General features: G+C 69.3%; 23 protein-coding genes and 2 tRNA genes. 9 read left to right on the top strand and 16 right to left on the bottom strand.

The window, feature by feature from the left end; genetic code table 11:
* Positions 1-67 precede the first annotated feature (67 nt).
* From topA to MK177_04720, 4 genes are all read right to left on the bottom strand, one after another.
* Positions 68-3139 (bottom strand): type I DNA topoisomerase, encoded by a 3072-nt coding sequence (topA, locus tag MK177_04735; protein ID MCH2426621.1) that lies wholly within the window; start codon positions 3137-3139, stop codon positions 68-70.
* A complete protein-coding gene (gene nhaA / locus MK177_04730; protein MCH2426620.1) occupies positions 3136-4518 on the bottom strand; it encodes a Na+/H+ antiporter NhaA in 1383 nt (460 codons plus the stop codon). The genes topA and nhaA overlap by 4 nt, the downstream gene beginning before the upstream one ends.
* Positions 4519-4630: 112 nt before the next feature.
* A complete protein-coding gene (locus MK177_04725; GenBank protein MCH2426619.1) occupies positions 4631-5035 on the bottom strand; it encodes an ATP-binding protein in 405 nt (134 codons plus the stop codon).
* A gap of 38 nt (positions 5036-5073) precedes the next feature.
* Positions 5074-5421, bottom strand: coding sequence for an STAS domain-containing protein (locus MK177_04720; GenBank protein MCH2426618.1), 348 nt, complete (start codon positions 5419-5421; stop codon positions 5074-5076).
* 392 nt (positions 5422-5813) lie between these two features.
* Between MK177_04720 and MK177_04715 the strand changes: the two genes are divergently transcribed.
* Positions 5814-6602: an HAD-IB family hydrolase gene (locus MK177_04715; protein MCH2426617.1), complete on the top strand. Its 789-nt coding sequence runs from the start codon at positions 5814-5816 to the stop codon at positions 6600-6602.
* A 162-nt stretch (positions 6603-6764) separates the two neighbouring features.
* Positions 6765-6860: transfer RNA gene (locus tag MK177_04710), tRNA-Sec, on the top strand.
* A gap of 120 nt (positions 6861-6980) precedes the next feature.
* On the opposite strand, the gene MK177_04705 is transcribed toward MK177_04710, so the two are convergent.
* The 4 genes from MK177_04705 to MK177_04690 all read right to left on the bottom strand — a co-directional run bounded on the left by MK177_04705 (position 6981) and on the right by MK177_04690 (position 11548).
* Positions 6981-7919 carry a sigma-70 family RNA polymerase sigma factor gene (locus MK177_04705; protein ID MCH2426616.1) on the bottom strand — a complete coding sequence of 313 codons (939 nt, stop codon included), beginning with the start codon at positions 7917-7919 and terminating at the stop codon, positions 6981-6983.
* Positions 7920-8164: 245 nt separating this feature from the next.
* Entirely contained in the window at positions 8165-8578 is a 414-nt protein-coding gene (locus tag MK177_04700) for a hypothetical protein (protein ID MCH2426615.1), read from the bottom strand.
* Between the two features lie 36 nt (positions 8579-8614).
* Complete coding sequence (locus tag MK177_04695; protein MCH2426614.1) at positions 8615-10306, bottom strand: NAD+ synthase; 1692 nt, start codon at positions 10304-10306, stop codon at positions 8615-8617.
* 174 nt (positions 10307-10480) lie between these two features.
* A complete protein-coding gene (locus MK177_04690; protein MCH2426613.1) occupies positions 10481-11548 on the bottom strand; it encodes a glutamine synthetase beta-grasp domain-containing protein in 1068 nt (355 codons plus the stop codon).
* A gap of 129 nt (positions 11549-11677) precedes the next feature.
* Between MK177_04690 and glnA the strand changes: the two genes are divergently transcribed.
* Together glnA and MK177_04680 are read left to right on the top strand one after the other, a co-directional pair.
* Positions 11678-13036 (top strand): type I glutamate--ammonia ligase, encoded by a 1359-nt coding sequence (glnA, locus tag MK177_04685; protein ID MCH2426612.1) that lies wholly within the window; start codon positions 11678-11680, stop codon positions 13034-13036.
* Between the two features lie 7 nt (positions 13037-13043).
* On the top strand, positions 13044-13820 hold the full coding sequence (locus tag MK177_04680; GenBank protein MCH2426611.1) for a response regulator transcription factor: 777 nt from the start codon (positions 13044-13046) through the stop codon (positions 13818-13820).
* Between the two features lie 39 nt (positions 13821-13859).
* On the opposite strand, the gene MK177_04675 is transcribed toward MK177_04680, so the two are convergent.
* From MK177_04675 to MK177_04660, 4 genes are all read right to left on the bottom strand, one after another.
* A complete protein-coding gene (locus MK177_04675) occupies positions 13860-14048 on the bottom strand; it encodes a hypothetical protein (protein ID MCH2426610.1) in 189 nt (62 codons plus the stop codon).
* A 67-nt stretch (positions 14049-14115) separates the two neighbouring features.
* Positions 14116-14484, bottom strand: coding sequence for a Rid family detoxifying hydrolase (locus MK177_04670; GenBank protein MCH2426609.1), 369 nt, complete (start codon positions 14482-14484; stop codon positions 14116-14118).
* 57 nt (positions 14485-14541) lie between these two features.
* Positions 14542-16095 (bottom strand): 2Fe-2S iron-sulfur cluster-binding protein, encoded by a 1554-nt coding sequence (locus MK177_04665; GenBank protein MCH2426608.1) that lies wholly within the window; start codon positions 16093-16095, stop codon positions 14542-14544.
* Between the two features lie 122 nt (positions 16096-16217).
* Positions 16218-16538 (bottom strand): iron-sulfur cluster assembly accessory protein, encoded by a 321-nt coding sequence (locus tag MK177_04660; protein ID MCH2426607.1) that lies wholly within the window; start codon positions 16536-16538, stop codon positions 16218-16220.
* A 97-nt stretch (positions 16539-16635) separates the two neighbouring features.
* On the opposite strand from MK177_04660, the gene MK177_04655 reads away from it, so the two are divergent.
* Positions 16636-17811: an Mrp/NBP35 family ATP-binding protein gene (locus MK177_04655; protein MCH2426606.1), complete on the top strand. Its 1176-nt coding sequence runs from the start codon at positions 16636-16638 to the stop codon at positions 17809-17811.
* Here MK177_04655 and MK177_04650 read toward each other — a convergent pair.
* Positions 17808-18338, bottom strand: a complete 531-nt coding sequence (locus MK177_04650) for an FxsA family protein (protein ID MCH2426605.1) — start codon at positions 18336-18338, stop codon at positions 17808-17810. The two genes, MK177_04655 and MK177_04650, sit on opposite strands and share 4 nt — an antisense overlap.
* Positions 18339-18419: 81 nt before the next feature.
* Here MK177_04650 and selA point away from each other — a divergent pair, with 81 nt between their 5' ends.
* Together selA and selB are read left to right on the top strand one after the other, a co-directional pair.
* Positions 18420-19724, top strand: coding sequence for an L-seryl-tRNA(Sec) selenium transferase (gene selA / locus MK177_04645; protein MCH2426604.1), 1305 nt, complete (start codon positions 18420-18422; stop codon positions 19722-19724).
* Positions 19725-19730: 6 nt separating this feature from the next.
* Positions 19731-21449: a selenocysteine-specific translation elongation factor gene (gene selB, locus MK177_04640; protein MCH2426603.1), complete on the top strand. Its 1719-nt coding sequence runs from the start codon at positions 19731-19733 to the stop codon at positions 21447-21449.
* A gap of 24 nt (positions 21450-21473) precedes the next feature.
* Here selB and MK177_04635 read toward each other — a convergent pair whose 3' ends face one another.
* The 3 genes from MK177_04635 to MK177_04625 all read right to left on the bottom strand — a co-directional run bounded on the left by MK177_04635 (position 21474) and on the right by MK177_04625 (position 23572).
* The gene (locus tag MK177_04635; GenBank protein ID MCH2426602.1) at positions 21474-21734 is read right to left on the bottom strand and encodes a WhiB family transcriptional regulator; all 261 of its coding nucleotides are present in this window, start codon (positions 21732-21734) and stop codon (positions 21474-21476) included.
* A gap of 106 nt (positions 21735-21840) precedes the next feature.
* On the bottom strand, positions 21841-23148 hold the full coding sequence (locus MK177_04630) for a hypothetical protein (protein MCH2426601.1): 1308 nt from the start codon (positions 23146-23148) through the stop codon (positions 21841-21843).
* Positions 23149-23227: 79 nt separating this feature from the next.
* Complete coding sequence (locus MK177_04625) at positions 23228-23572, bottom strand: STAS domain-containing protein (protein MCH2426600.1); 345 nt, start codon at positions 23570-23572, stop codon at positions 23228-23230.
* A gap of 142 nt (positions 23573-23714) precedes the next feature.
* Between MK177_04625 and MK177_04620 the strand changes: the two genes are divergently transcribed.
* Positions 23715-24089: a response regulator gene (locus MK177_04620; GenBank protein MCH2426599.1), complete on the top strand. Its 375-nt coding sequence runs from the start codon at positions 23715-23717 to the stop codon at positions 24087-24089.
* A 68-nt stretch (positions 24090-24157) separates the two neighbouring features.
* Positions 24158-24234, top strand: a tRNA-Pro gene (locus tag MK177_04615).
* Positions 24235-24333: the final 99 nt, after the last annotated feature.

Raw genomic sequence — 24333 nt, 5'->3', positions numbered from 1 at the left:
CCCCGATGGCGGCACCCGCCACCCCCACCAAGGGCACCACCCCCACCAAGGGCACCACCCCCAAAAATTACCGACGCTTCCGGGCTGGCCCCTTCATCCGCCGCTCGGCCAGCAACTCGGCGGCTCGCTCGTCGGTTAGCTCCTCGACCGAGTCCCCCCGCTTCAAGGACGCGTTGTGTTCACCGTCGGTCACGTACGGACCCCAGTTGCCGTCCTTGAGGATCATCGTGCGGCCCGATGCCGGATCCACCCCAAGTTCCCGGAGCGGTGGCCTCGCCACCGTCCTGCCACGACGCTTGGGCTGGGCCAGGACGGCCAGGCAGCCGTCGAGGGTGATGGTGAGCAGCTGCTCCTCGGACTCCAGGCTGCGGCTGTCGGAGCCCTTCCTGAGGTACGGCCCGAAGCGCCCGTTCTGCACTGTTATCTCCATGCCGTCGGTCGGATCCACCCCGACCACCCGCGGAAGGCTGAGGAGCTGCATGGCATCCTCGAAGGTGATCCGCTCCAGGGTCATCGTCTGGAAGAGCGAGGCCGTCCTCGGGCGGGGCGCCTCGTCGGCGTCGGCCTGCCGATCCAGCTCGTCCAGAAGCGCATCTGCGTCGGCGAAGCTCCCGGCCGCCTCGAACAGCACGTCCAGGTTGGCCAGTCGGGCGTCGGAGCCCTCACCGTCGCGAACCTCGGCCAGGAATCCCGACGCCAGCAACGCTCCACGAAGCACCTCGTCGGGCGCGACGTCCGACCCGACCGCCAGGTCGTCGGCCAACTCCACGAAGGCCCGCACGCCGGCCAACGGCCTTCCGGTGATCCCGAGCTCGTCGGCCCGGCGAAGGGCGTCCAGAGGCGCCGCCCCGTCCTCCACCGCGACGGCCAGACGTTCGACGGCCCCCTTGCCGATTCCCCGCTTGGGGACATTCAACACCTGCTTCGCTGCCGCCCAGTCGAGTCGCCCGGCCGCCAGGCGGAGGTACGCCAGCGCCACCTTGACCTCCCTGCGGTTCCGCGGGACCAACATGAGCCGACCCTCGGGGGACCCGGGCTTCGGACGGTCGGGGAGCCTGCCCAGCGACACGTAGGGCCCGAACCGACCCGAGCGGGCTATGACCACCAGGCCGGTCTCCGGGTCGGTCCCCAACTCCCGATCGGTCGGCGCGTCCAGGTACCCGAGGGCCCGGGCGACCGACAGCTCGTCGAGCGGCACGTCATCAGGGATCGAGGCGGTGTCCTCCCCCACCTGTACGTACGGTCCGAACTTTCCGAAACGGGCCACCACGAGCTCACCGTCGTCCGTGACACCGAGCTCTACCGTGCTGACCCCGCGGGGGTCGATGTCGCCCAGCCGGGTCGTGACCTTGGCATGCAGGCCGATGTCGTCCTCGGACCCGAAGTAGAAGGCTTCGAGCCACGGCACGCGCTCCGCTCGGCCGTTGGCTATCTGGTCGAGGTCCTCCTCCATGGCGGCGGTGAAGTCGTAGTCCACGAGTCGGGGGAAGTGGAGCTCGAGCAGGGTGGTCACGGCGAAGGCACTGAGCGTCGGCACGAGCGCCGAGCCCTTCTTGAAGACGTAGTTGCGCTGGATGGTCTCCATGATCGAGGCGTACGTCGATGGCCGACCCACCCCGAACTCCTCCATCCGCTTGACCAGCGAGGCCTCGGTGAAGCGGGCCGGCGGCTGGGTCGTGTGGCCGTCCGGTAGCACCTCGGCCACGTCGACCGTCGCCCCCACCTGTAGCGCCGGAAGCACCCTCTCGTCGTCGCCCTCCTCCGGATCGTCGACGTCCTCCCGGTAGACCCGGCGGAACCCGTGATGGCTGATCACCGTGCCGCTGGCCGAAAAGGTGACCGCCCCCCCGACGCCGGCACCCTCTGGGCCCACCGGACCGGCGAGGGTGACCCGGACCGTCTCTCCCACGACGTCGGTCATCTGGGATGCCACGGTGCGCTGCCAGATCATCTCGTAGACCCGGGCCTCGCTGGTCGGCACCTCGCCGGCCACATCGTCAGGATGGCGGAACCGGTCGCCGGCCGGCCGGATCGCCTCGTGGGCCTCCTGGGCGTTGCGCACCTTGTTGGCATACGTCCGTGGGGTGTCCGGGAGGTGGTCGGCACCGAACCGTTCACGGGCCACGGCCCGGGCGGCTGACACGGCCGTGTCCGACAGCGTGGTGCTGTCGGTCCGCATGTAGGTGATATAGCCCTTCTGGTAGAGACCCTGGGCGGCGTGCATGGCCAGCGAGGACGACATCCGCAATTTGCGGCCCGCCTCCTGCTGGAAGGTCGAGGTGGTGAAGGGTGCGGCAGGCCGTCGTCGATAGGGCTTCGGCTCGACCCCCGCCACCGTCAGACGGCGCCCGACCAGGCCGGCGGTGAGAGCGCCCGCCGCGGCCTCGTCCAGCACCAGCATGTCGTCGCGGGTGGGTCGGCCGTCATCGCCGAAGTCCCGACCCGACGCCACCCGCGTGCCGTCGACGGCGACAAGACGGGTGGTGAACGACCCGGCGTCAGCGGTCGTGACCGTCGCCGTCAGGTCCCAGTAGCCGGCAGCCAGGAACGCCATCCGCTCCCGCTCCCGCTCCACCACGATCCGGGTGGCCACGCTCTGCACCCGACCGGCTGACAGGCCCTTGCCGATCATGCGCCACAGGACCGGGGACAGTTCGTAACCGTAGAGCCGGTCGAGAATCCGTCGGGTCTCCTGGGCGTCAACGAGGTTGCGGTCCACCTCACGGGTGTGGGAGAGGGCCTCGGTGATGGCCGTCAGGGTGATCTCGTGGAAGACCATCCTCTTCACCGGCACCGTCGGCTTCAGGAGCTCCAGCAGGTGCCAGGCGATGGCCTCCCCCTCCCGGTCCTCATCCGTGGCCAGGTACAGCTCGTCGGCCTCCTTCAGGAGGCGGCGCAGCCGGGCGATCTGCTCCTTCTTGTCGCTGTTCACCACGTAGTACGGCGCGAAGCCGTTGTCGATGTCGATGCCCAACTTGGCCCACGGAGCGCCCCGCTGGCCCTCGGGTACATCGGAGGCCCGCTGGGGGAGGTCGCGGACGTGGCCGATCGATGACTCCACGACGAATCCGTCGCCCAGATAGCCGGCGATGGTCTTGGCCTTGGCAGGAGACTCGACGATGACGAGGGCCCTGGTCATGCCAGCGGCTCCTGACCGGTTGCGTCGACCGTCGCCGTGCCCCCACCGTCGCCCTCGGCGACCACGGGCCGGGCTCCCAGAAGGATCATCACGCCGACCACCGCCGCCACAATGGAGGCTCCCAGGATGCCCACCTTTGCCTCGTTCTGGAGGGCGACGGCATCGAAGGCCAGGCCGGTGACGAACAGCGAGACGGTGAACCCGATGCCGGCGATGGCCGAGATGCCGACGAGGTGCCGACGGGTCGTCCCGGCCGGTAAGACGGCCAGGCCGAGGCGCAGCGCCAGAAAGCTGAAGGACGACACTCCGACGACCTTGCCGACCACCAGGCCGAAGGCGACGCCCAGGGTGATGCCCGAGGTCATGGCATTGGAGAGCGACTCCCAGCTGATGTCGACTCCCGCGTTGGCCAGGGCGAACACCGGGATGATCACGAAACCGGTCACGGGATGGAGCCGGTGCTCCAGGCGGGAGGCCACCGAGACCGACTCGTTGAGGCGGAACTTCGCCTCCCGCAGGTCCTCGGCATCCAACTGGTCAAATTCGATCGGCGGCATCACGGCCCTGTCCAGCAGGGGCCTCGCCGGAGCCAGGAGGCCCATGGCCACGCCGGCGATGGTTGTGTGGACCCCCGACCTGAACATGGCGTACCAGAGAACCGATCCGAGCAGGATGTAGAAGGGGGTGTACCAGACCTTCAACCGGGTCAGCGTCGCCACGGCCACCGTGGTCGCCACACCCAGGAACAGCCAGTCCATGGCGAGGTCAGAGGTGTAGAAGACGGCGATCACCAGGATGGCGCCGATGTCATCGACGATAGCCAGGCTCAGGAGGAAGACCTTGAGCGAGGTCGGCACCCGCCGACCCAGCAGCGAGACCACGCCCACGGCGAAGGCGATGTCGGTGGCCATCGGGATTCCCCAGCCGGTCGAGGCCGCACCCGATCGGTTGAACGCCAGGAAGATTAGGGCGGGTACCACCATGCCGCCGAGGGCCGCGGCGATCGGGAGCATGGCGGCCCGTGGTCGCCGGAGTTCGCCGGTGACCATCTCCCTCTTGATCTCGAGGCCAACCACGAAGAAGAAGACGGCCATCAGGACGTCGTTCACGAACCCCACCAGGGTGAGCGAGTGCCCGTCCTGGTCGAGTGACACCACGTCGCCGAACGCCAGGTGGACCTCGGTGTGCCAGAAGTCGTAGTAGGACCCCGACCAGGGCGAGTTGGCCCACACCAGCGCCACCAAGGTGGCCACCATCAGCAGGATTCCACCAGACGCCTCAATGTCGAGGAAGCGCACCATGGGCCGGCCGATGGCGCGTGCCAGGGGCCGGTTGCTGCCCAGCCACGTGAGGTCTGTCGTCGGTTGCCTGCCTGCCATCGGTCCCGTCCACTGGTGGGTTCGGCCGGGGGAAACCGTAGTGGTCGCCCCACCCCATGCCACCGGATGACAGTACGGGCGACCACCCGGAACCGTCCGACGGTGGCTGGTCTCAGGCGTTCCCGACGGCGATCACGAGCCTCACCAGCGTGCCCCCGGGCCCACTCTCCACCTCGGCGGTGTCGGAGAGCCGATGCATGAGCGACACCCCAAGACCCGACTCGTGGCGGAGGCGCTCCGGTGTCTCGACCTCCGGGAGTTCGGGGACGGCGGTCAGGTCGAATCCCGGGCCATGGTCGGTGACCTCCACGACGATCCGGTCACCGGCCAACTCGCACCGCACGAGGATCGGATCTGCGGCGAGAATCGATCCCTGGGCCACGATGGCATTCGCGACCGCCTCGGACGCGACCAGGCGGAGGTCAGCGACCCGACCGGAGTGCAGGCCGTCCTCCAGGGCGGCGGTCGCCCCGACGATCGCCCGTACCAGCTGCAGGTACTCGGACCGTGGGGGCACGAGAAGCTCGACAGCCCCCTTCGGGCTGGTGCCGCCTTTCACACCGACTCCCGATCGGCCACGGCATCGGCGACGGTGGCATGGAGCGTGAACACCCGGTCGAGGTCGCACATCTCGAAGACGCGACGGATCCGCTGCTCGGGACAGACCACCGAGAGTTCTGCGTCGTGGGCCCTGAGGCGTCTCAGGGAACCGACCACCACGCCCAGGCCGGTGGAGTCGATGAAGTCGACCGCCGTCAGGTCCAGCACCAGGTGGCGGGTACCGGTGGCGGTCTCGGCCACCACCGACTGCCGGAGCCGTGGGGCGCCGGCAAGGTCCAGGTCGCCGAGGACGACCAGAACCACGCAGTTGTCGCGTGGATAGCGGTGGACGTCAAGTTGCACCTGATCTCCCGCCGCCGACTGTTACGACCATCCCAACGGTAGACGACCGTCGTACCACCCGGACGTCGTTGCCAGCCGCCCCTGCGCTCGCGCCGCATCGAGACGGTGGCCGACAGCACCACGTCCGGCAGCAGCATGCCGATGAGCGGCACATCTGTCCGGGCCAGGTGCCGCACGGTCACGGTGACCACCTCGCCCGCCACCACGCGCTCGACGTCGATGCCCGGAAGCCGGAGCCCGCTGGATCCCACAACCGTGTCCTCCACCTGACGGGTCGACCCGCCCACGGCAGCGACCCGGGCCCCCTCCCGGGCGGCATGGTGGACGAGCACGGTGGTGCGGTCCGACACCCGTACCGGTCGGCCACCTCGGCCCGCCCTAGGCTCGGCCAGGTGGAGGCAGCATTCTTTGACCTCGACAAGACGGTCATAGCCCGTGCCTCCATGGCCGCCTACGGGCCCGCCCTCCGTCGTGCCGGCTACCTCAGTGCGCCCATGGTGCTCCGGGCGGCCTGGGGCCAGCTGCTCTTCCGCTTCTTCGGCGCCGACGAGGCCACCATGGACCGTGCCCGCCGTACGGCGCTGCGCCTGGCGGCCGGCTGGGAGCAGGAGGGCCTGCGACGGTTCGCCCGCGACCACCTGGCCGAGGTGATCGAGCCGATCGTCTACGACGAGGCACTCGACCTATTCGCCCACCATCGTGCTGAGGGTCGGCTCCTCGTCCTCGTGTCGGCGTCCCCGGTGGAGATCGTTGCCCCGCTGGCCGACCACCTCGGGGTCGACGAGTATGTGGCCACCACTCCGATGATCGACGCCGAGGGTCGTTACACCGGGGAGGTTGAGTTCTACGCACACGGCCCGGGCAAGGCAGAGGCCATCCTCCGCCTCGCCCACGAGCTGGGACTGGACCTCACGGGGTCATGGGCGTACACCGATTCGGCAACCGACCTGCCGATGCTCGAGTTGGTGGGCCACCCGGTAGCCGTGAACCCGGACCGGGACCTACGCCGCGAAGCGGAGAAGAGGGGATGGCTGATCCTGGAGTTCGACAACCCGGTCCCGCTGGGCGACCGGGTCCCGATCGACCGGAACTGGATCGCGGCCAGCGCTCTCACCGCCGGAATCGTCCTGGGCGCGGTGGCCGGCATCCGACGACTCCGTCGTCGGGCCCGGCGGGGCTAGATCGAGCGGACCTTCCGGACCGCCACGGCCACCAGTGCGGCCAGGGCACTGAACATCACGAGCTTCTTCATGGACCACATGTTACGGCCGGGATGCCGCGGGCGACACCGGGCGAGATGCCCGGAGTGGTGTTCGAGGGCCTCCACCCGTACCGTCACCGGTGGAGGTGTCTGAGTACCTGGTGGGCTCCCCCGCCTTCAAAGCGGGTGGGACGGGCGATCCCCGTCCGGCGGGTTCGATTCCCGTCCACCTCCGCCAGTCGAGGCACGGGCACCGACCGGCGAACCGGTGCACTGCAGTCGGATCCTTTCCGGACCGTGGGACCGGAGCGGGGCTACCGATCAGCCGGCCCGGAAGTCAGGTCGCGGGCCCGGAGACCTAGACGGCCAGCAGGTCACGGGCGCCCGTGTCACTGCTCGGATGGCGGAGCTTCGACATGGCACGGGCCTCGATCTGGCGGATGCGCTCACGGGTCAGGTTGAAGTGCTCCCCGACCTCCTCGAGGGTCCGGGGCTCACCGCGGTCCAATCCGAATCGCAACTTGAGGATCTCGCGCTCGCGGGTGTCCAGCGGGGCCAGAAGCCGGCTTATCTCCTCGGGGAGCAGGGAGGTGACCGCCTCCTCGAACGGCGACTCGGCGTGGTGGTCCGGGACCACATCACCGAGTTCGGCGTCGCCGTCCTCCCTCAGCGGTTCGCTCAGGGAGAGAGGCTCGGCTGCGAAGCGGAGTGCCTCTGTCACCTTCTCCTCCGGCATCTCCACCTCGGCGGAGAGTTCGGCGAGCGTGGCCTGCCGACCCAATTTCAACTCCAGGCGGGAGCGGGCCTTCTGCAGGCGCGCCAACGTGTCGCCGGCGTGGACCGGTAGGCGGATGGTGCGGCCGGTGTTGGCGATGCCGCGGGTGATGGCCTGTCGGATCCACCAGGTGGCGTAGGTGGAGAACTTGAAGCCCTTGCGCCAGTCGAACTTCTCTACGGCGTGCATCAGGCCGAGGTTGCCCTCCTGGATGAGGTCTAGCAGCGGCAGGCCCGATGCCTGGTACTTCTTGGCTATAGACACCACCAAGCGGAGGTTCGACTGGACGAACGTGCGCTGGGCGTCCTCGCCCCGCTTGAGGTTCCGCTTCAGCTCACGTCGACGGGCCGGTGCGAGGGAGTCGTCCTTCTCGGCCAGCGCGGTGCGGGCCTCGACCCCGGCCTCGATCTGCTGGGCGAGTCGGACCTCGCCCTCCTTGGTCAGGAGCGGGTACTGCCCGATGTCGGTGAGATACAGCCTGACGAGGTCTTCCTCGTCCCGTTCGACCCGTTCCTTGGCCACGCTCGATCTCCTCCAGCCGGGGGAGCACCGGTCTCGCTGGTGCTCACCGAATCGTTCGCTCTGTCCGATCATCCGACCGGATGAGCCGGCCCACCTCGACGGTGCTGCCCACTCTCCCGATCGGCGGTCACCCTATCCACAGCCCTCAGGACCACAACGTGGAAACGTGACCGTTGTCACGAATCATGGCGGAACGTCCCCCACGAGTCACCGATGTCCCGGTAGTCGACCGTGGGGCGCACCGGTCAACGGGGACGGTCCTCGAGGTCGGCCAACACCAGCCGGATGGTCCGGAGCGCGGGTGCGTCACCGACCGGTGATAGGCGTTCGGACAAGACGCCCAGATACGCCACCAGGCGATCCAGCACCGGGGCCACCGCCGATCGCCGGTCCGACGGTGGAACGTCGAGGAGCGCAAGGATGTCGGTTAGCCGGCCGGCACCTGACGCCGCCGTCCGCTCGCCCTCGAGGAGCGCCGACTCGGGTGTCCGGTCCATCCACCAGCCGGCGTGCTCACCCAACCTGGCGGCCAGCGAAGCCATGGTCGCGGACGTGTCGGGATCGGCGCCATCGGTCGACCACCCGGCCAACCGGCCGGACAGGGCCGTCGAGAGCTCGGCCAACACGATGAACTCGCCCGCTCCTTCGACGGTGGTCACGGGATCCGACACCCGGCCATCTCCCATCTGGACGCCTCAACCCCGGTAGTGGTTGACGATGGGCATACGGCGATCCCGGCCGAACCCCTTGACGGTTACCTTCGGGCCCACCGGGGTCTGTCGACGCTTGAACTCCGCGCCGTCCACCAGCCGTACGACCCGGTCTACGAGGTCGGGGTCGTGACCGTCGGCGATGAGCTCGGCCCTGGTCCGATCACCCTCGACGTAGGCCTCCAGCAGGGGATCCAGGATTTCGTAGGGCGGCAGGCTCTGATCGTCGCGCTGGTCAGGCCGGAGCTCGGCCGATGGCGGCTTCGAGAGGATCCCGTCGGGAATCACGGGGCGGCCGTCACAGCCCGGCTCACCGGCATTGCGCCAGCGACAGAGCTCGTACACCTGGGTCTTGTACACGTCCTTGATCACGGCATAGGCACCGGCGGTGTCGCCGTAGAGCGTGGTGTAGCCGACAGCCGACTCGCTCTTGTTCCCGGTGGTCAGTACCAGCCAGCCGTTGGCGTTGGAGCGGGCCATCAGCAGGACCCCGCGGATCCGGGACTGCAGGTTCTCGTCGGTCAGCCCGGCCGGCTCACCGTCTGGCGTCACCGCCAGGGTTCCGGCGAACGCCATGTGGACGTCTTCGATGTGCAGGGTGGTCACGTCTAGTCCCTGCGCGGCGACCAGGGCCTCGGCATCGGATACCGAGTGGCCGCTCGAGTACCTGGACGGCATCAACACGGCGTGGACGTGCTCCGGACCGAGGGCGTCGGCGGCGATGGTGGCCACCAGCGCCGAGTCCACCCCACCCGAGAGGCCGAGGCAGACGTCGCTGAAGCCGCTCTTGCGGACGTAGTCACGCGTCGCGGTCACCAGGGCCTCGTAGAGCTCTGCCACCTCGTCCAGCGGCAGCAAGGGCGGCGCCATGAGGTGGTCGTCGCGTTCCACTGCCCCGGACACCTCCACCACCGGAAGGTCGTCGTCGCCCGCCTCCACCGTCGGAACGTCCACGTCGAGGATGACCACGGCCTCCCGAAACCGTGGAGCTCGACCGACAACCAGCCCTGACGGGTCGGCCACCATCGATCCGCCGTCGAATACCAGTTGGTCCTGTCCACCGACGAGGTTCAGGTATGCCACCGGGCGACCCGACGAGGTCGCCGTGGCTGTCACCACTGACTCCCGGGCCGCCTGCTTCCCCCGGTGGAACGGCGAGCCGTTCACCGTCACGAGCAGCTCGGCACCACCGTCGACCAGGCGCTCGATCGGACCTCCGACGACCCAGAGGTCCTCACAGATGGCGACCCCCACCCGCACGCCGCCCACCCGGAACAACCGGAGAGGGCCCGAACCGGGTTCGTAATCCCGGCCTTCGTCGAACACGTCGTAGGTGGGCAGGCACTCCTTGTGGTAGGTGCCGACGATCCGACCTCGGTGGCAGACGGCCACCGCATTGTGGACCAGCCCGTCGGGCCCGGGATCGGCGAATCCGACCACCAGCGCGCAACGACCGCTCGCAGCGGCGATTTCGGCGACCGCTGCCCGGCTGTCGGCCACGAAGCCGGGCTTGTGGACCAGGTCCTCGAGCGGATAGCCGGTCACCGTCATCTCCGGGAACAGCGCAAGGTCGCAGTCGTCGACCTCGTCGAGCCGACGCCTGACTCGTTCCACGTTGCCCGCCAGGTCACCCACGACGGTGCCGATCTGCACCAGCGCCAGTCGGATCCGGTTCATGGGCTCAGCGTACCGACGGGCCTGAAGTCGGCCCGTGCCGGAGGCCGGTCGGGCTGCCCTCAGTCGGCTTGCACCGACTATGGGCTGAGGGTGGAGGCGGGTGGTCTTGGAGACCAACAAAGTGAACGACCAAAGCAGCCATCCGGGGGCAACCTGCCAGGTCCGTATGTACCGCTAGCCGGCGAGGGCCTCACAGCAGGTGTTCGTGATCAGACGGGTGACCACGTACGGGTCCATATTGGCGTTCGGGCGACGATCCTCGATGTAGCCCTTCTGGTCCAGGTGGACCTGCCACGGTATGCGGACCGAGGCACCGCGGTCCGACACGCCGTAGTTGTACTGGTCGAAGCGCTGTGTCTCATGGGCTCCGGTCAGGCGCTCCTCGGTCCCGAGCCCGTAGCCGGCGATGTGCTCGGCGATCTTGCCCTTGGCGCCCAGCGCCTCACAGGCGGCGATGATGGGGTCGTAGCCTTCGCGCATGGCTCTGGTTGAGAAGTTGGTGTGCGCACCGGCACCGTTCCAGTCGCCCTTGATGGGCTTGGCTGCCACCGAGGCGTCGACGCCGAAGTCCTCGGCCACCCGGTACAGCAGGTAGCGGGCCATCCAGACCTGGTCGGCTGCAGCCACGGTGTCCACCGGACCGATCTGGAACTCCCACTGGCCGAGCATCACCTCGGCGTTGGTGCCGGAGATGGCAAGGCCGGCGTCCATGCAGGCCTTGGTATGGGCCTCAACGATGTCGCGGCCGGCAATCTCGATGGAACCCACGCCGCAGTAGTACGGACCCTGCGGGGCCGGGTAGCCCTCTACAGGCCAGCCCAGCGGGCGCCCCTCCTTGAAGAAGGTGTACTCCTGCTCGATGCCGAACATCGGCTCCTGGTCGGCGAACTTCTCGAACACCTCCACGCATGCCGCCCGGGTGTTGGTCGGGTGCGGGGTCATCTCCCCATCGGGGAGGCACACGTCGCACAGCACCAGGATGTCGTCGCCGCCGCGCAGCGGATCGGGACACGAGAACACAGGCCGCAGCACGCAGTCGGAGTTGTCACCCGGGGCCTGGTTGGTGCTCGAGCCGTCGAAGCCCCAGATGGGGAGGTGCTCGGCGTCGTCGATGATCTTGGTCTTGGAGCGGACGTACGGAAGCGGTTCCGTGCCGTCGATCCAGATGTACTCAGCCCTGATGGCCATCGTGGTCTCTCCCGGTCGGCCGGTCAGGCCGGCGTTCGTCTCTTCAGCGGTCACCGGCTATGCCGCCGGTCACCGACAAACCTACGTCGGAAGCCGTTTCATGAACGTTTTCTGACTGTGAACGCAATGTGAACGAAGGCTCCAACTCTGGTGATCCGGTCCCACTCCCCACATGCTGGGACCATGGTCACGACAGCAGAGGATCGACGACGGGACCAGCGGGACTACGTTCTGCGGACCGTCGAGGAACGGGGCGTCCGACTCATCCGCCTCTGGTTCACCGACGTGCTGGGTCGGCACAAGTCGGTGGCGATCTCACCGGCCGAGCTGGAGGTCGTCCTCGACGAGGGACTCCAGTTCGACGGTTCTGCCATCGACGGGTTCAGCAGGATCCAGGAGAGCGACGTCCTGGCCAGGCCCGACGCCGCCACATTCGAGTTGCTTCCGTGGGCCGATCCCGAGGAACCGTCGGGCACCATATTCTGCGACATCACCGACCTGGACGGCACACCCTTCAAGGGAGACCCCCGGCAGGTGCTGCGCCGCAACGTGGACCGGGCCCGGGCTGCCGGATTCGAGATGTTCTGTGCCCCCGAGGTCGAGTTCTTCTACTTCGCCGACGCCAGTACCTCGTCGGCTCCGGTGCCACTCGACCAGGCGTCGTACTTCGACCTCACCACCGCCGACGTGGCATCGGACCTCCGCAAGCAGACCCTCCACATGCTCGAGGCACTTTCGATCCCGGTCGAGTACTCGTTCCACGAGGACAGCCCCAGCCAGCACGAGATCGACCTGCAGTACACAGACGCACTGTCCATGGCCGACTCGATCATGACCCTTCGGCTGGCAGTGAAGAAGATCGCCATGGACCGCGGCGTGTACGCCACGTTCATGCCCAAGCCCCTCAACGGCGTTCAGGGCTCGGGGATGCACACCCACCTCTCACTCTTCCGCGACGGGGTGAACGCCTTCCACGACCCCGACGCGGAGAACGGCCTGTCGGACACCGCCAGGGCGTTCATAGCCGGCCTGCTGAAACACGCCCGGGAGATCACCGCCATCACCAACCAGCTCGTCAACTCGTACAAGCGCATCAACGAGGGATACGAGGCGCCGCGCTACGTGTCGTGGGCCCGCAACAACCGATCGGCGCTGGTCCGGGTCCCGATACCCAAGCCCGGCAAGGTCGACTCCACCCGGGTCGAGTACCGGGCCGTCGACCCGGCATGCAATCCGTACCTGGCCTTCTCGGTACTCCTGGCCGCCGGCCTGCGCGGCGTGGAGGATGGCCTGGAACTCCCGCCGGAGGCACGGGCCAACCTGTACGACCTGAGCCGGGGCGAGCAGCGGGACCTGGGCGTGGCCGGGCTCCCGGCGAACCTCAGCGAGGCCCTGGACGAGATGGAGGAGTCGACGCTGGTGCGGGACGCCCTCGGCGACCACATCTTCGAGTGGTTCCTCCGGAACAAGCGGGCGGAATGGAGCGAGTACCAGCGGCAGGTAACGCCGTTCGAGCTCGAGACCTACCTGCCCAACTGGTAGGCGGCCGGTGCCCGCCGGCCGGGACCACCCTGCTGACAGGGACATGTTCGGGCCCGACCGGGCAGACTGGAGGGACGGAAACCCCGCCCACACCATGGACACCCTCCTCGTCTACCCAGACCCACCGCCACCGGAACTGGCCCAGTGCCTCGATCTGGATGGCTGGGCGTGGAAGTCCGTCGCCGACCCGGATGCCGCAATGTCCGACGAACCCAACGAGGGCTGGGCCGGCGCCATCGTGGTTGCCGACACCGACCCGGAGGGAGCGTTCGCCCTGTGCCGTCGGCTCCGGAAGGTGGAGATGCCGCTGGCGCCACTCCTGCTACTGGTCGGAGGCGGCCAGCTGCCCGACCTGGAGCTGCGTGACGACCTATTCGACGACTTCTGCCTGACGCCTGTCAGGCCCGCCGAACTCCAGGCACGGATCGAGCACCTCTTCTACCGAACCGGGCGGGGTACCCGTCCGGAGCTGGTCGAGTACGGACCGCTGGCCCTGAACCTGGAGACATACCAGGCGGCCGTCGACGGCGAACCGCTCGACCTGACCTACATGGAGTACGAGCTCCTGAAGTTCCTGGCAGCCCATCCCGGCAAGGTGTTCACGCGCGAGACCCTGCTCAGTCGGGTCTGGGGCTACGACTACTACGGCGGTGCCCGGACGGTCGACGTCCACATCCGGCGGCTACGGGCCAAGTTGGGCGAGGAGCACGCCGGCCTCATCCACACCGTGCGGTCGGTTGGCTACCGGTTCGGCCAGTCCCGCTGGGGCGTCCAAGCGCCGTAGGCCCCCGGGTCGTCGAGGCGACCCGCAGATCCGGCAGGGTCAGTCGCCGACAGGGCCGGCATAGGGGTTGGCCTCGCTCACCTTGAGCAGTTCCGACCCTTCGTGGCTGGCGTCCACGTCGGACTTCAACAACCTGCCCAGCAGCGACGCGACCAGCGCGCCGCTGATGAGGATGCCGACCGGCATCACGATGACCAGCAGGATGACCATCAGGACCGCGCCGAGCATGGGCGCAGTCTGCCATCTGGACCTGGGCCTGTGCACTCCCGCTCCAGCCGCCAGATCAGCCGGCAGGTCAGCCGACGTGGACGATGGCCTCCACCTCGAAGAGCGCCCCGAGGGGCAGCGCGGCCACGGCCACGCACGAACGGGCCGGACGGTGGTCGCCGAACGCCTCGCAGTAGACCTCGTTCACGGCCGCGAAGTCGGCCATGTCGGTCAGGAACACCGTGGTCTTGACAACCTGGTCCAGCGTCGCCGCGTTTGCCTCCACCTGGGTCCGCAGGTTGGCCAGCGCCTGGGCCGCCTGGGCTTCGACGCCGCCATCGGCGAGCGTGCCACTCACGGGACCGACGCCGCCGTCGACGATGCCGACCTGGCCGCTGACGAACAGCAGATCGCCGGCTCGGACGACCGGGGTGTAGGGACCGACGGTCTTGCTCATGGGAGGGCTCCGTTCCTCAGCAACGGCGCCGAGCCTGCCACAACCCGGCCGGAACGGCTATCCGGTGGGCAGCTCGTGGGGGCGTCCTCGATGGCACCATGTGGCGGCGGCGACCGCGGCGAAGACGGCATCCGAACCGTTGACCGGCTCGCCGTCATCGTCCTCGATGACGACCGAGATCGTCGGGGTGTCGGTGGCCCGCACCACCCCGAACGACCGGACCGTCAGGTCGTGGACGGTGCCGTCACCGTCCACCGACAGGGCCTCCGATGTGATCCAGCTCCAGGCCATGTGTGCCGCGCCTACGCAGTAGGAGCGCAGCACGGTTGCGTCCAGCGGATCGCCACACCTGACGGTGACGGAGATCCCGTCGTCGCCCACCGCTGCGGTGGCAGATGCGCCGTCGGGCGATACCACCGGCCCATCCATCGCCCCGGCGCCGGTCAGCAGCACCACGGCTTCGGCCCACCCGGCGGCCCGAATCGACGACGAGGTCGGAGGGCCGGCCACGTCGACCTCCTCTACGACCAGACCGGGGGCCACGGCGGCCACCGCCTCAACGATGCCCGGAGTGCGTACCACCCGTAGGACGCCCGTCCCGTCGGCCCGTGCACCGCCGGACACCGGTGGACGCTTGGCCCCCATCCGGACCGTGTCCTCCCTGGAGAGGACCACCAGAACCGGACGTCCGTGCTCGTCGGCCAGCTCCCGGGCAGCGGCGGGCGCCACCGACTCGAGCTTGGCGCCGAAGGCCCCGCCGTTGGCCAGCGGGCTGCACGGTCGTCCGCCCGGCTCGCACCAGGCGGCATCGGTCTCCAGGTAGGCCGGTTCGACCCACGGTGTACGCAGCACGGCCTCCCAGTCTCCATCCGGGGCCTCCAGCGGCGGGACGGCGCCCGCGGTGGTCCGGCGGCCCTGGACCCTGGCGGCGGACAGCCTCGCCTCTGCCGGCGTGGCTCCAACCACCCACCCGCCGTCGCCGTCGGGAACAGCCACGAGCGAACCTTCGGGTGCCGTGTCGGCGGCGAACCCGCCGCGACCGAGCACCACCTCGGGGCCGACGACCTGGGGGGTGCGGCCCTCCAGCGCAGCCCGCCTACCGGACGCTCCGTTCCCGGCGGTTCCGGTAGGTGCAGTCCCGTAGGCGTCCCATGCCTCGAGAACGGTCTGCCACCCGGTGCACCTGCAGAGGTGGGCGTGAAGCGACCGTGCGGCCCGGTCCCGGTCGGGTGGGGACCCGTCGGGGGCCGATGCCCGCAGACCGGCGAACCGCACCACGATTCCCGGGGTGCAGAACCCGCACTGGCTCCCACCGGTGGTGCAGAAGGCGTCGGCCCATGCGGTCAGCTCTGCCGGATCCAGGCCCTCCAGGGTGGTCACCGTCCGACCGGCCATCCGACGGGCCGGCGTCACACACGAGACCCGGGGCTGCCCGTCGACCAGCACCGTGCAGCACCCGCACTGGCCCTGGGGGCTGCAGCCGTCCTTCACCGACCGGTTGCCGAGTCGGTCGCGGAGTAGGTCCAGAAGGGTGCCGCCGTCGTCGGGCACCGTGACCTGGACACCGTCGACCACCAGGCTGAGCACGTCGGGCCCATCGGTGGATGTCATGGTATGAGTGTGCCCGCTGGTCGCCGTCGGGCCGACAGCCGAAACCGGTGCAGCGGGGAAAACTACGAAGGCCGGCGCCTCAGCGCCGGCTCCGCGTACCTACCCCTACGGGGCCGCTGAGGTCAGCTGAACGACTGGCCGCAACCGCAGGTGCGCTGGGCGTTCGGGTTGTTGATCGAGAACCCGGCTTCGTTCAGGCCGTCCTTGTAGTCCAGCGTGGCGCCCTCCAGGAGCTGTGCGCTGGACTGGTCGATCACCACGCGGACGTCGCCGAAGTCCTGCTCGAGGTCGTCGTCGGTCCTCTCGGTGTCGAAGTACATCTCGTAGCTGAAGCCGGAGCAGCCGCCCGGACGGACCGCGACCCGCAGTGCCAGGCCTTCCTCGGACTCGCTGGCGATCAACGCTCCCACCTTGACGGTGGCCTCGTCGGTCAGTGTGATCATCAGATCCTCCAGAGGACTCCGGTGCTCGTACTTGCTGACACCGAGCATAACCGTGGACTCCTCTGGAACCCAGACCCGGCCGTCGTACGATGGACCCATGGTCGATCCCGTGCTCCCCACGGTCGAGGATGTGTTCGGGCTGCTCCGCGGGGTGATCGACCCCGAACTGGGCACGGACATCGTTGACCTCGGTATGGCCCGGGCCGTACGCGTCGACGCCGACGGCACGGTCGACGTCACCATCGCCCTGACCACCTCCGGATGCCCCCTCAGGGCCCAGATCCAACGGGACGTCCGTAGCCGGGTCGGCGGCCTCCCCGGCGTGACTGCGGTCCACCTCACCTGGGACGAGCTGACCCAGGAGGAGAAGGCCGCCGCCATGGCCAAGGCCAGGTTCAACGTCAGCCGGAACGCACCCGAGACCGAGATCCCGACGAACACCCGGGTGCTCATGGTGGCGTCGGGCAAGGGGGGCGTGGGCAAGTCGTCGGTCACCGTGAACCTGGCCGCATCGCTGGCCTCACGCGGCTTCACCGTCGGGGTGATGGACGCCGACATCTGGGGCTTCTCGGTCCCGCGGATGCTCGGAATCGAGGGTCGGCTCAGCGGATCGCCCGAGGTCGGAAAGATCGATCCCATCCAGTTGCCGATGGGCGACGGGCTCCTGAAGGTCGTGTCCATGGGCTTCCTGGTGGAGAACGAGGAGTCGGCCCTCATGTGGCGGGGCCTGATCCTGAACCGGGCCGTCCAGCACTTCTGCGAGGACGTCGCATGGGGTGCGATGGACTACCTGCTCATCGACATGCCACCCGGCACCGGCGACGTCCAGATGGGCCTGGCCAAGATGCTTCCCCAAGCCGAGATGGTCGTCATCACCACGCCGGCACTGGCCGCCCAGAAGGTGGCGGTCCGGGTGGCCAACATGGGACGGGCCAACTACCTCCGGATCGTCGGGGTGATCGAGAACATGGGTGCCTACGTCTCCGAGGACGGTCGACGCCACGAGTTGTTCGGGGCCGGCGGTGGTGGGGCGCTGGCCGCCGATATCGGTGTCCCGTTGCTGGGAAGCATCCCACTGGACGGCGCGGTTGCAACCGCCGGCGACAACGGCCGACCGGTTGCCCTCGGCGAGGGTCCGGCGGCCGACGCCTACCGGGCCGTGGTCGACCTACTGGTCACGGAGGAGGCCCCGCCCATCGACATGGCCGGCTGCACCGCCCGCCTCCTGGCTGTCGCCGAGGACGCCCTCGATGCCGCAGAGGCATCGGCCTAGGACCCCAACCGGTCCTGACTGTCCCCGGCGCCTCCACCTCCAAGGTCCTCCTCCCAGGAGTCGGCGTCGAGGAGACCGTCATCGGATGGACCACCCGACGAACCGTCGCCTCGTTGCCCGGCGCCGGCACCACTACCTCCGACCTGCCACCGGGTACGACCGTCCCGGACCGATCGGCCCAGTCGACGGGTGGTGACATGGCGGATCACCGCCCTGACGGGTGGGAAGAGAAGCAACAGCCCGACGGCGTCGGTCACGAAGCCGGGGGTGAGCATCAGGGCGCCGGCCAGCAGCACGAGCAGGCCGTCCACCAGCTCCTTTCCGGGCATGCGTCCGTCGGCCAGCTCACGCTGGGCCCGACGCAGGATGCCCAGCCCCTCCCGCCTGACCAGCCAGGCGCCGACCACGCTGACCAGGACCAGTAGGCCGATCGTGTTGAGCACCCCGGCCGAGCCGGCCACACGCACGATCACCACCAACTCCACGATCGGCGTCACCAGGAAGACCAGGAAGAGGAGGAGGAGCACCTGCGCATGCTACGGCGGGAGCGGGTCCGCCTCGCCTCGCCCGGGTGACACGCCGGTGGGTCCGCCTATCCTCGCGACCGCATGACCCATCCCGTCGATCCCATGCCGGGCACGCCGGCCGAACGACCGCCGAGCGTCGACCGGCTGGCCCGGTCGCTGACCGACCTCGGCCTGCCCCACCCCCTGCTCGTCGACGCGGCGCGCGCCGCGGTGGCCGACGGTGATCCCACCGAAGCTGCTGAGCGGGCCCGGGAGATCGCGGAGGCGACGCGACGGGCCATGCTGACCGAGGTGGTCAATGCCACCGGCGTCCTGCTCCACACCAACCTGGGGCGCGCCCCCTGGGGTGCCTCCGTCGGCAGCGACCGGTACGCCACCCTCGAATTCGACCTGGCAACCGGTGACCGCGGGTCCCGCCAGGAGCGGGCCCCACTCCTGATCGCCAGGGCCTGTGGGGCCGAGGCGGCTCTGGTGGTCAACAACTGTGCTGCGGCGGTGCTCCTGGTACTCGCCGCTCTCGCCCAGGGACGCGGGGTGGCCGTGTCACGCGGCGAGCTGGTGGAGATCGGTGGCGGCTTCCGGATCCCCGACGTGATGGCACAGTCGGGCGCCCGGCTGATCGAGGTAGGGACCACCAACAGGACCAGGCGGGCCGACTTCGCCACCGCCCTCGGGGCGCCGGGCGCCGACGTCGCCCTGACGCTCAACGTCCACCGGTCGAACTATCGCATAGAGGGGTTCACGGAGTCGGCATCGGTCGCCGAGTTGGCAGGCCTGGGCGTGCCGGTCGTTGCCGACATCGGGTCGGGACTGCTGGACGCCGCCTGTCCGTGGCTGGTCGACGGGCCGCCGTCATGGCTGCGGGGTGAACCGGCCGCCCGGCAGACCCTGGAGGCCGGCGCTGCTCTGGTCACCTTCTCGGGCGACAAGCTGCTGGGTGGCCCCCAGGCCGGCATCATCGCCGGCCGGGCCGACATGGTCGCCGCCTGCGCGGCACATCCGCTCGCCAGGGCCCTGCGCCCGGGCAGCCTGGTCCTCCACGCCCTCCAGGACCTGGCGCTCGCCTACCTGGCCCGCGACGGTGCGGCCATCCCGTTCTGGCGTATGGCCACCACTCCGGTCGAGGAACTCCGGGCCAGGGCCCGGACCATCGACCCGGAACTGGCCCTGGACACCGTTGCCGTGCCGGGCGGTGGCACGCTGCCCGGGGTGGAGATCCCATCCGCCGGCCTGTTGCTGCCCGGCGACCGCGTGGACGACCTGCGGGCCAATGACCCGCCCGTGATCGCCCGGGTGGCAGACGATTCGACGATCCTGGACCTTCGTACCGTCCACCCGGATGATGACGCCGTGGTGGCTGCTGCCATCGCCACCCTCGTCGCCTGACGCCACGTGCACGTCGTCGCCACCGCCGGGCACGTCGACCACGGCAAGTCGACCCTCGTAGAGGCCCTCACCGGAACTGACCCGGACCGGTTCGCCGAGGAGAAGGCGCGCGGCCTGACCATCGACCTTGGTTTTGCCGACACCACGCTGCCATCGGGCGCCGTCCTCTCGCTGGTCGACGTGCCCGGCCACGTACGGTTCATCAAGAACATGCTGGCCGGCGTGGGTGCGGTGGATGCTTGCCTCTTCGTGGTGGCGGCTACCGAGGGGTGGAAGCCCCAGTCCGAGGAACACCTTCGCATCCTCGAGCTGCTCGGAGTCGGGCACGGCATCGTCGCCCTCACCAAGGTCGGCCCCGCCGACGACGACTTGGTCGAGTTGGCCCACCTCGAGGTGGAGGAGCGCATGGCCGGCACGTTCCTCGAGGGGGCGCCGGTGATCCGGACCGATGCGCCGACAGGCGTCGGGGTAGTGGAACTCCGCGCCGCGCTCGACGACCTGCTGGCCACCACGCCGATGGCCACAGACCATGGCCGACCTCGGCTGTGGGTCGACAGGGCCTTCTCCGCCCGGGGCTCGGGAACCGTCGTGACCGGCACCCTGACCGGTGGTCGGCTCCACACTGACGACGAGATGGAGGTCCATCCGTCGGGCGCCACCGTCCGGGTACGGGCGCTGCAGAACCACCACGCCGAAAGGGACGAGCTGCCTCCGGGCAGCCGTTGTGCCGTGAACCTGGTCGGCGTGTCCCACGACGAGGTGGCACGGGGTGACGTCCTGGTCCGGGCCGGCCAGTGGCACCACACCACGGTGGTGGACGCCTCCCTCCGGGTACTGGACCGCTTGGACCACCCTGTGTCACGGCGGGGAGCGCACGTGCTCTACCTGGGGTCGGGCGAGCATCCGGTGCGGATGCGGATCCTGGGCCCGGAGGCGTTGGAGCCTGGCGACGAGGGATCGGTCCGGCTCCACCTGCCGATGCCGCTTCCGCTGCTGCCCGGCGACCGTTTCGTCCTGCGGGAGTCGGGCAGGGCCGAGACGGTGGGTGGCGGCGAGGTGCTCGACGTGGATCCCACCGAGCGGGCGTCGAGGGCCCGCCCGGACCGGTCGGTGGACCGTGTGGTCCGCGAACGCGGCTGGGTGGATGCCGAGGAGCTGGAGCGCCTGACCGGGGAGCGCCGTGACCCCGACGTGGACCGCTGGGTGGTCGATCCGACCGAACTCCACACGACGCTGGTCGACCTGCGGGCCGCCCTGGTAGACGCCGGTCCGCTGGGCCTGGACCTTTCGACGATCAACGAACACAGTCGGGCCGCGGTGGAGCTGCTGGACGGCGTGGTCGTCGAGGCGGGTCGACTGACTACGGTCGATGCCGTCGACCCGCTGGTCGACCACCCGTTCGTGGCCGCACTGGCCGCCTCGCCGTTCGCACCCCCCGACCCGGAAGGGGTGGACCGCGGTGAGCTCCGGGAACTGGTCCGCCGGGGGATCGTGGTGGAGGTGGAGGGGATCTTCTTCGCCGCTTCGGCGCTGGACGGCGCCGCCGGGCTGGCCGCCAGCATCCTGGCCGAACATCCCGAGGGCTTCACGGTGTCGACGTTTCGCGTGGCGGCGGGCAACACCCGCAGGCACGCCATGCCACTCCTGGCCCGCCTGGACGAAACCGGGGTAACCCGCCGACGCGGAGACGTCAGGATCGCGGGGCCGCGCCTCCCCGAGGGTTGATCGGACGCCTGCCTGCGACCGGCCCTAGCCGGTCGCCCCGATCAGCACACGGCGCTCGGATTCGCTGGTCCCGCCCCAGATGCCATGTGCCTCCCGGCGCTCCACGGCGAACTTCAGGCACTGCCCACGTACGGCACACAGGTCACAGATGGCCTTGGCCCGGTGCTCCCGCATCAACTTCTCGTCCCGGCGCTCACCACCAGCCGGTGGGTAGAAGACCTCGGGCCTGGGTCCGCGGCATGCCGCCCTGACCCTCCAGCCCTGATAGGTGATCTCGCCTGGCACTCCCCCGCCCCCTGTTCCGACCCGTCGCCACGGGTCTCCGCCGAACCTACGGCGCGCGTCCGGACGCGGGCAAGGGTGGAAGGGGGATCGAGTGGAGGTCGGCCCGTCAGGAACCGTCGCCTCGGCTGCGGTAGTCACGGGCAGCGCCCTCGATGGGCTCGACCTCCAGCCACAGGCCGTCGACCGCCACCACCCTGATGTCGTCGCCGGGCTCCAGCGGTGTGGCCCGGTTCGTGGTCGCCCGCCATATCGCATCGCGTACCGTCACCGTGCCGTTGGGATCGAGGCGATCCACCGTGCTCCCCGTCTCACCAATCATCCACTCGCGCCCGATGGTCGGCGTGGAGAAGCGGGTACGGACCATCGTCGGCATGCCGCCCACCATGGCCATCACCGTGCCTATCACGCCGACCAGCAGGGTGATCCACGAGAACGACGGACCCTCGAATAGGAAGACCGATCCGGCCACCAGGGTGACCGTGCCGATCACCGACCACAGGCGGGGGACCCCGGCCTGCACGTCGATGCCGTAGGCGAGCATGGCCACGACCAGCAGCGCGACAGCCCAACCCCTCGCCGGCAGCACGCCGAGCCCGTAGGTGGAGAACAGGAACGAGCCGGCACCGATCGCCCCGGCGATGCCCACCCCGGCCGTGTAGAGCTCGAAGAGGAGCAGCCCCATGCCGATCAGGAGCAGCAGGTAGGCCACGGCCGGGCTTGCCACGGTGTGGAAGAACTGGTCGACCACGTCCAACTGGCGGAAGCGGGTCGTGGTGACCGGCTGGACGACGTCACCATCGTCGCCTGCCAGCGTCCTGACCTCGAAGCCGGGGACACCGGCCAGCTGCTCGAGCAGCACCGGCGCTGGCCTGGCGATGCCCCTCTGGATGGCCTCGTCGTAGCCGACGGTCAGGTCATGGAGGTCGGCCATGCCCTGTGTGGCCAGCGGATTTCCGAATTCGCCGACCGGCAGGACGGGGTCACCGAACGCACCGAGGCGTGCCCCGGGTGCGATGCCCACATCGTCACCGAGGACCACCAGTTGGGCGATCGGACCGGTGGCGCGGGCACCGGACGGGCCGACCCAGAACGACACTGTGACCGGTGAACCGACGACGAGTCGGGCCAGCCGGAGCAACTCGGTGTCGGCGACGACCGAGGCCGTGCTGTCCACCTGGAACACGACCGCCACGGTCTCGGCCGGGTCCAGGGCCTCAAGGGTGTCGACCATCATCCCGACCAGCACCGGATCCAGGAAGCCGCTCACCTCGACGACGTCGACCACTGGACGATGCTCGGCGTGCTCTGCATGCGCGTCGGCCGTCGGGGCGCTCAGCCCCACGAGCGCGCCGGTCAGCACGACAGCGGCGAGCAGGCGGCTGGACGACGGATGGACAGGGCGGAGGCGAGACATGGTGCAGGTGCATTTCGGTCACCCCGGGTCGGGGCGACAGGCGGGCCAGCCTACGGCCGGCCGCCGGGGCTCCGATCTATCAGTCCGCAGCCTCACCGAGGGCCAGCACGGCCTCCTCGACCGTCTCACGGACGGGCACGATTCGGTCGAACCCCGTGGTGTGGAGCAGACGGATGAGTGCCGGACGATTGCAGGCGACGGCTACGTCGCCATCGTTCTCCCGGGCCCGCCGGATGCCCCCGATCAGCGCTCCGAGGCCTGCCGAGTCCATGAACGGCACGTCGGACAGGTCGACTAGGACGTACGACTCGTCGGACAACTCTGTGAGCGCCTCGCGGAACTGCGCCACGGTGTAGGCATCCAACTCGCCGGCCGGCCGGCACAGCACGTAGTCGTCATGTCGTTCTACCGTGATCTCCAGCATCGGGGCCTCCTCCGCTCGCCCGGCCCATGTGGCCGGACCCGTGCGATGAATGTAGACGCCCGGAGCGGGACTGCGTCGACGGGCCCTGCCGGTCGGCTCCCGAACCGGCCCTGGCGGTCGGCTCACCGGTACGATCCGGTCCGTGAGCGCCTCGACAGTCCTGCTGGCCACGGACGCGGACCACGTCCACGAGAAGGTCGCGGCAGCGCTGGACGGCGACCACGAGGTGGTCCGTGTACACGCCGGAGCCGAGGTGCTGGCCGCTGTCCGCGACCATGATCCCGTCCTGGTGGTCCTGGACCTGCAGATCGGCAACATGGGCGGCATGGCCGCCTGCCTGGACCTGCGCCTCGAGCAGCGGGCCGAACGGATCCCACCGCAACGGGTGGTGATGCTGCTCGACCGTGACGCCGACGTGTTCCTGGCCAGGCGGGCGGAGGCCGATGCCTGGATCGTCAAGCCGGTCGATCCGCTGGCCCTCCGTCGCACCGCCCGCGACGCCATGGTCGACGCCTGACCGGTCGTTCCGGGCCGCCGTCGGCCCGACCGGTCCCGACAGGTGACCGATACCCTTCTCCGCCTACACGGGTAGTGGCGCAGCTTGGTAGCGCGCCTCGTTCGGGACGAGGAGGTCGTGGGTTCAAATCCCGCCTACCCGACCAAGGGGTCTCTCTGCAGGTTTCAACCACCCCTAGCGGTCATCCCCAAGTTGCGGCGACTCAGGTGGAGAGTGACCCAGCGAAACGTTCCTACGAGGCTCC

This window comes from Acidimicrobiales bacterium, assembly GCA_022452145.1.
Taxonomy (GTDB): domain Bacteria; phylum Actinomycetota; class Acidimicrobiia; order Acidimicrobiales; family MedAcidi-G1; genus UBA9410.
The sequence above is the reverse complement of the archived record's forward strand: the minus strand, read 5'-3'. Positions and strand labels throughout refer to the sequence as shown.

Coding starts and splice junctions, on each gene's coding strand:
- topA (MCH2426621.1), bottom strand. CDS start 3,139: ATGACCAGGGCCCTCGTCATCGTCGAGTCTCCTGCCAAGGCCAAGACC.
- nhaA (MCH2426620.1), bottom strand. CDS start 4,518: ATGGCAGGCAGGCAACCGACGACAGACCTCACGTGGCTGGGCAGCAAC.
- MK177_04695 (MCH2426614.1), bottom strand. CDS start 10,306: ATGAACCGGATCCGACTGGCGCTGGTGCAGATCGGCACCGTCGTGGGT.
- glnA (MCH2426612.1), top strand. CDS start 11,678: ATGGTCACGACAGCAGAGGATCGACGACGGGACCAGCGGGACTACGTT.
- MK177_04675 (MCH2426610.1), bottom strand. CDS start 14,048: ATGCTCGGCGCGGTCCTGATGGTCATCCTGCTGGTCATCGTGATGCCG.
- MK177_04670 (MCH2426609.1), bottom strand. CDS start 14,484: ATGAGCAAGACCGTCGGTCCCTACACCCCGGTCGTCCGAGCCGGCGAT.
- MK177_04665 (MCH2426608.1), bottom strand. CDS start 16,095: ATGACATCCACCGATGGGCCCGACGTGCTCAGCCTGGTGGTCGACGGT.
- MK177_04660 (MCH2426607.1), bottom strand. CDS start 16,538: ATGATCACACTGACCGACGAGGCCACCGTCAAGGTGGGAGCGTTGATC.
- MK177_04655 (MCH2426606.1), top strand. CDS start 16,636: ATGGTCGATCCCGTGCTCCCCACGGTCGAGGATGTGTTCGGGCTGCTC.
- selA (MCH2426604.1), top strand. CDS start 18,420: ATGACCCATCCCGTCGATCCCATGCCGGGCACGCCGGCCGAACGACCG.
- MK177_04630 (MCH2426601.1), bottom strand. CDS start 23,148: ATGTCTCGCCTCCGCCCTGTCCATCCGTCGTCCAGCCGCCTGCTCGCC.
- MK177_04625 (MCH2426600.1), bottom strand. CDS start 23,572: ATGCTGGAGATCACGGTAGAACGACATGACGACTACGTGCTGTGCCGG.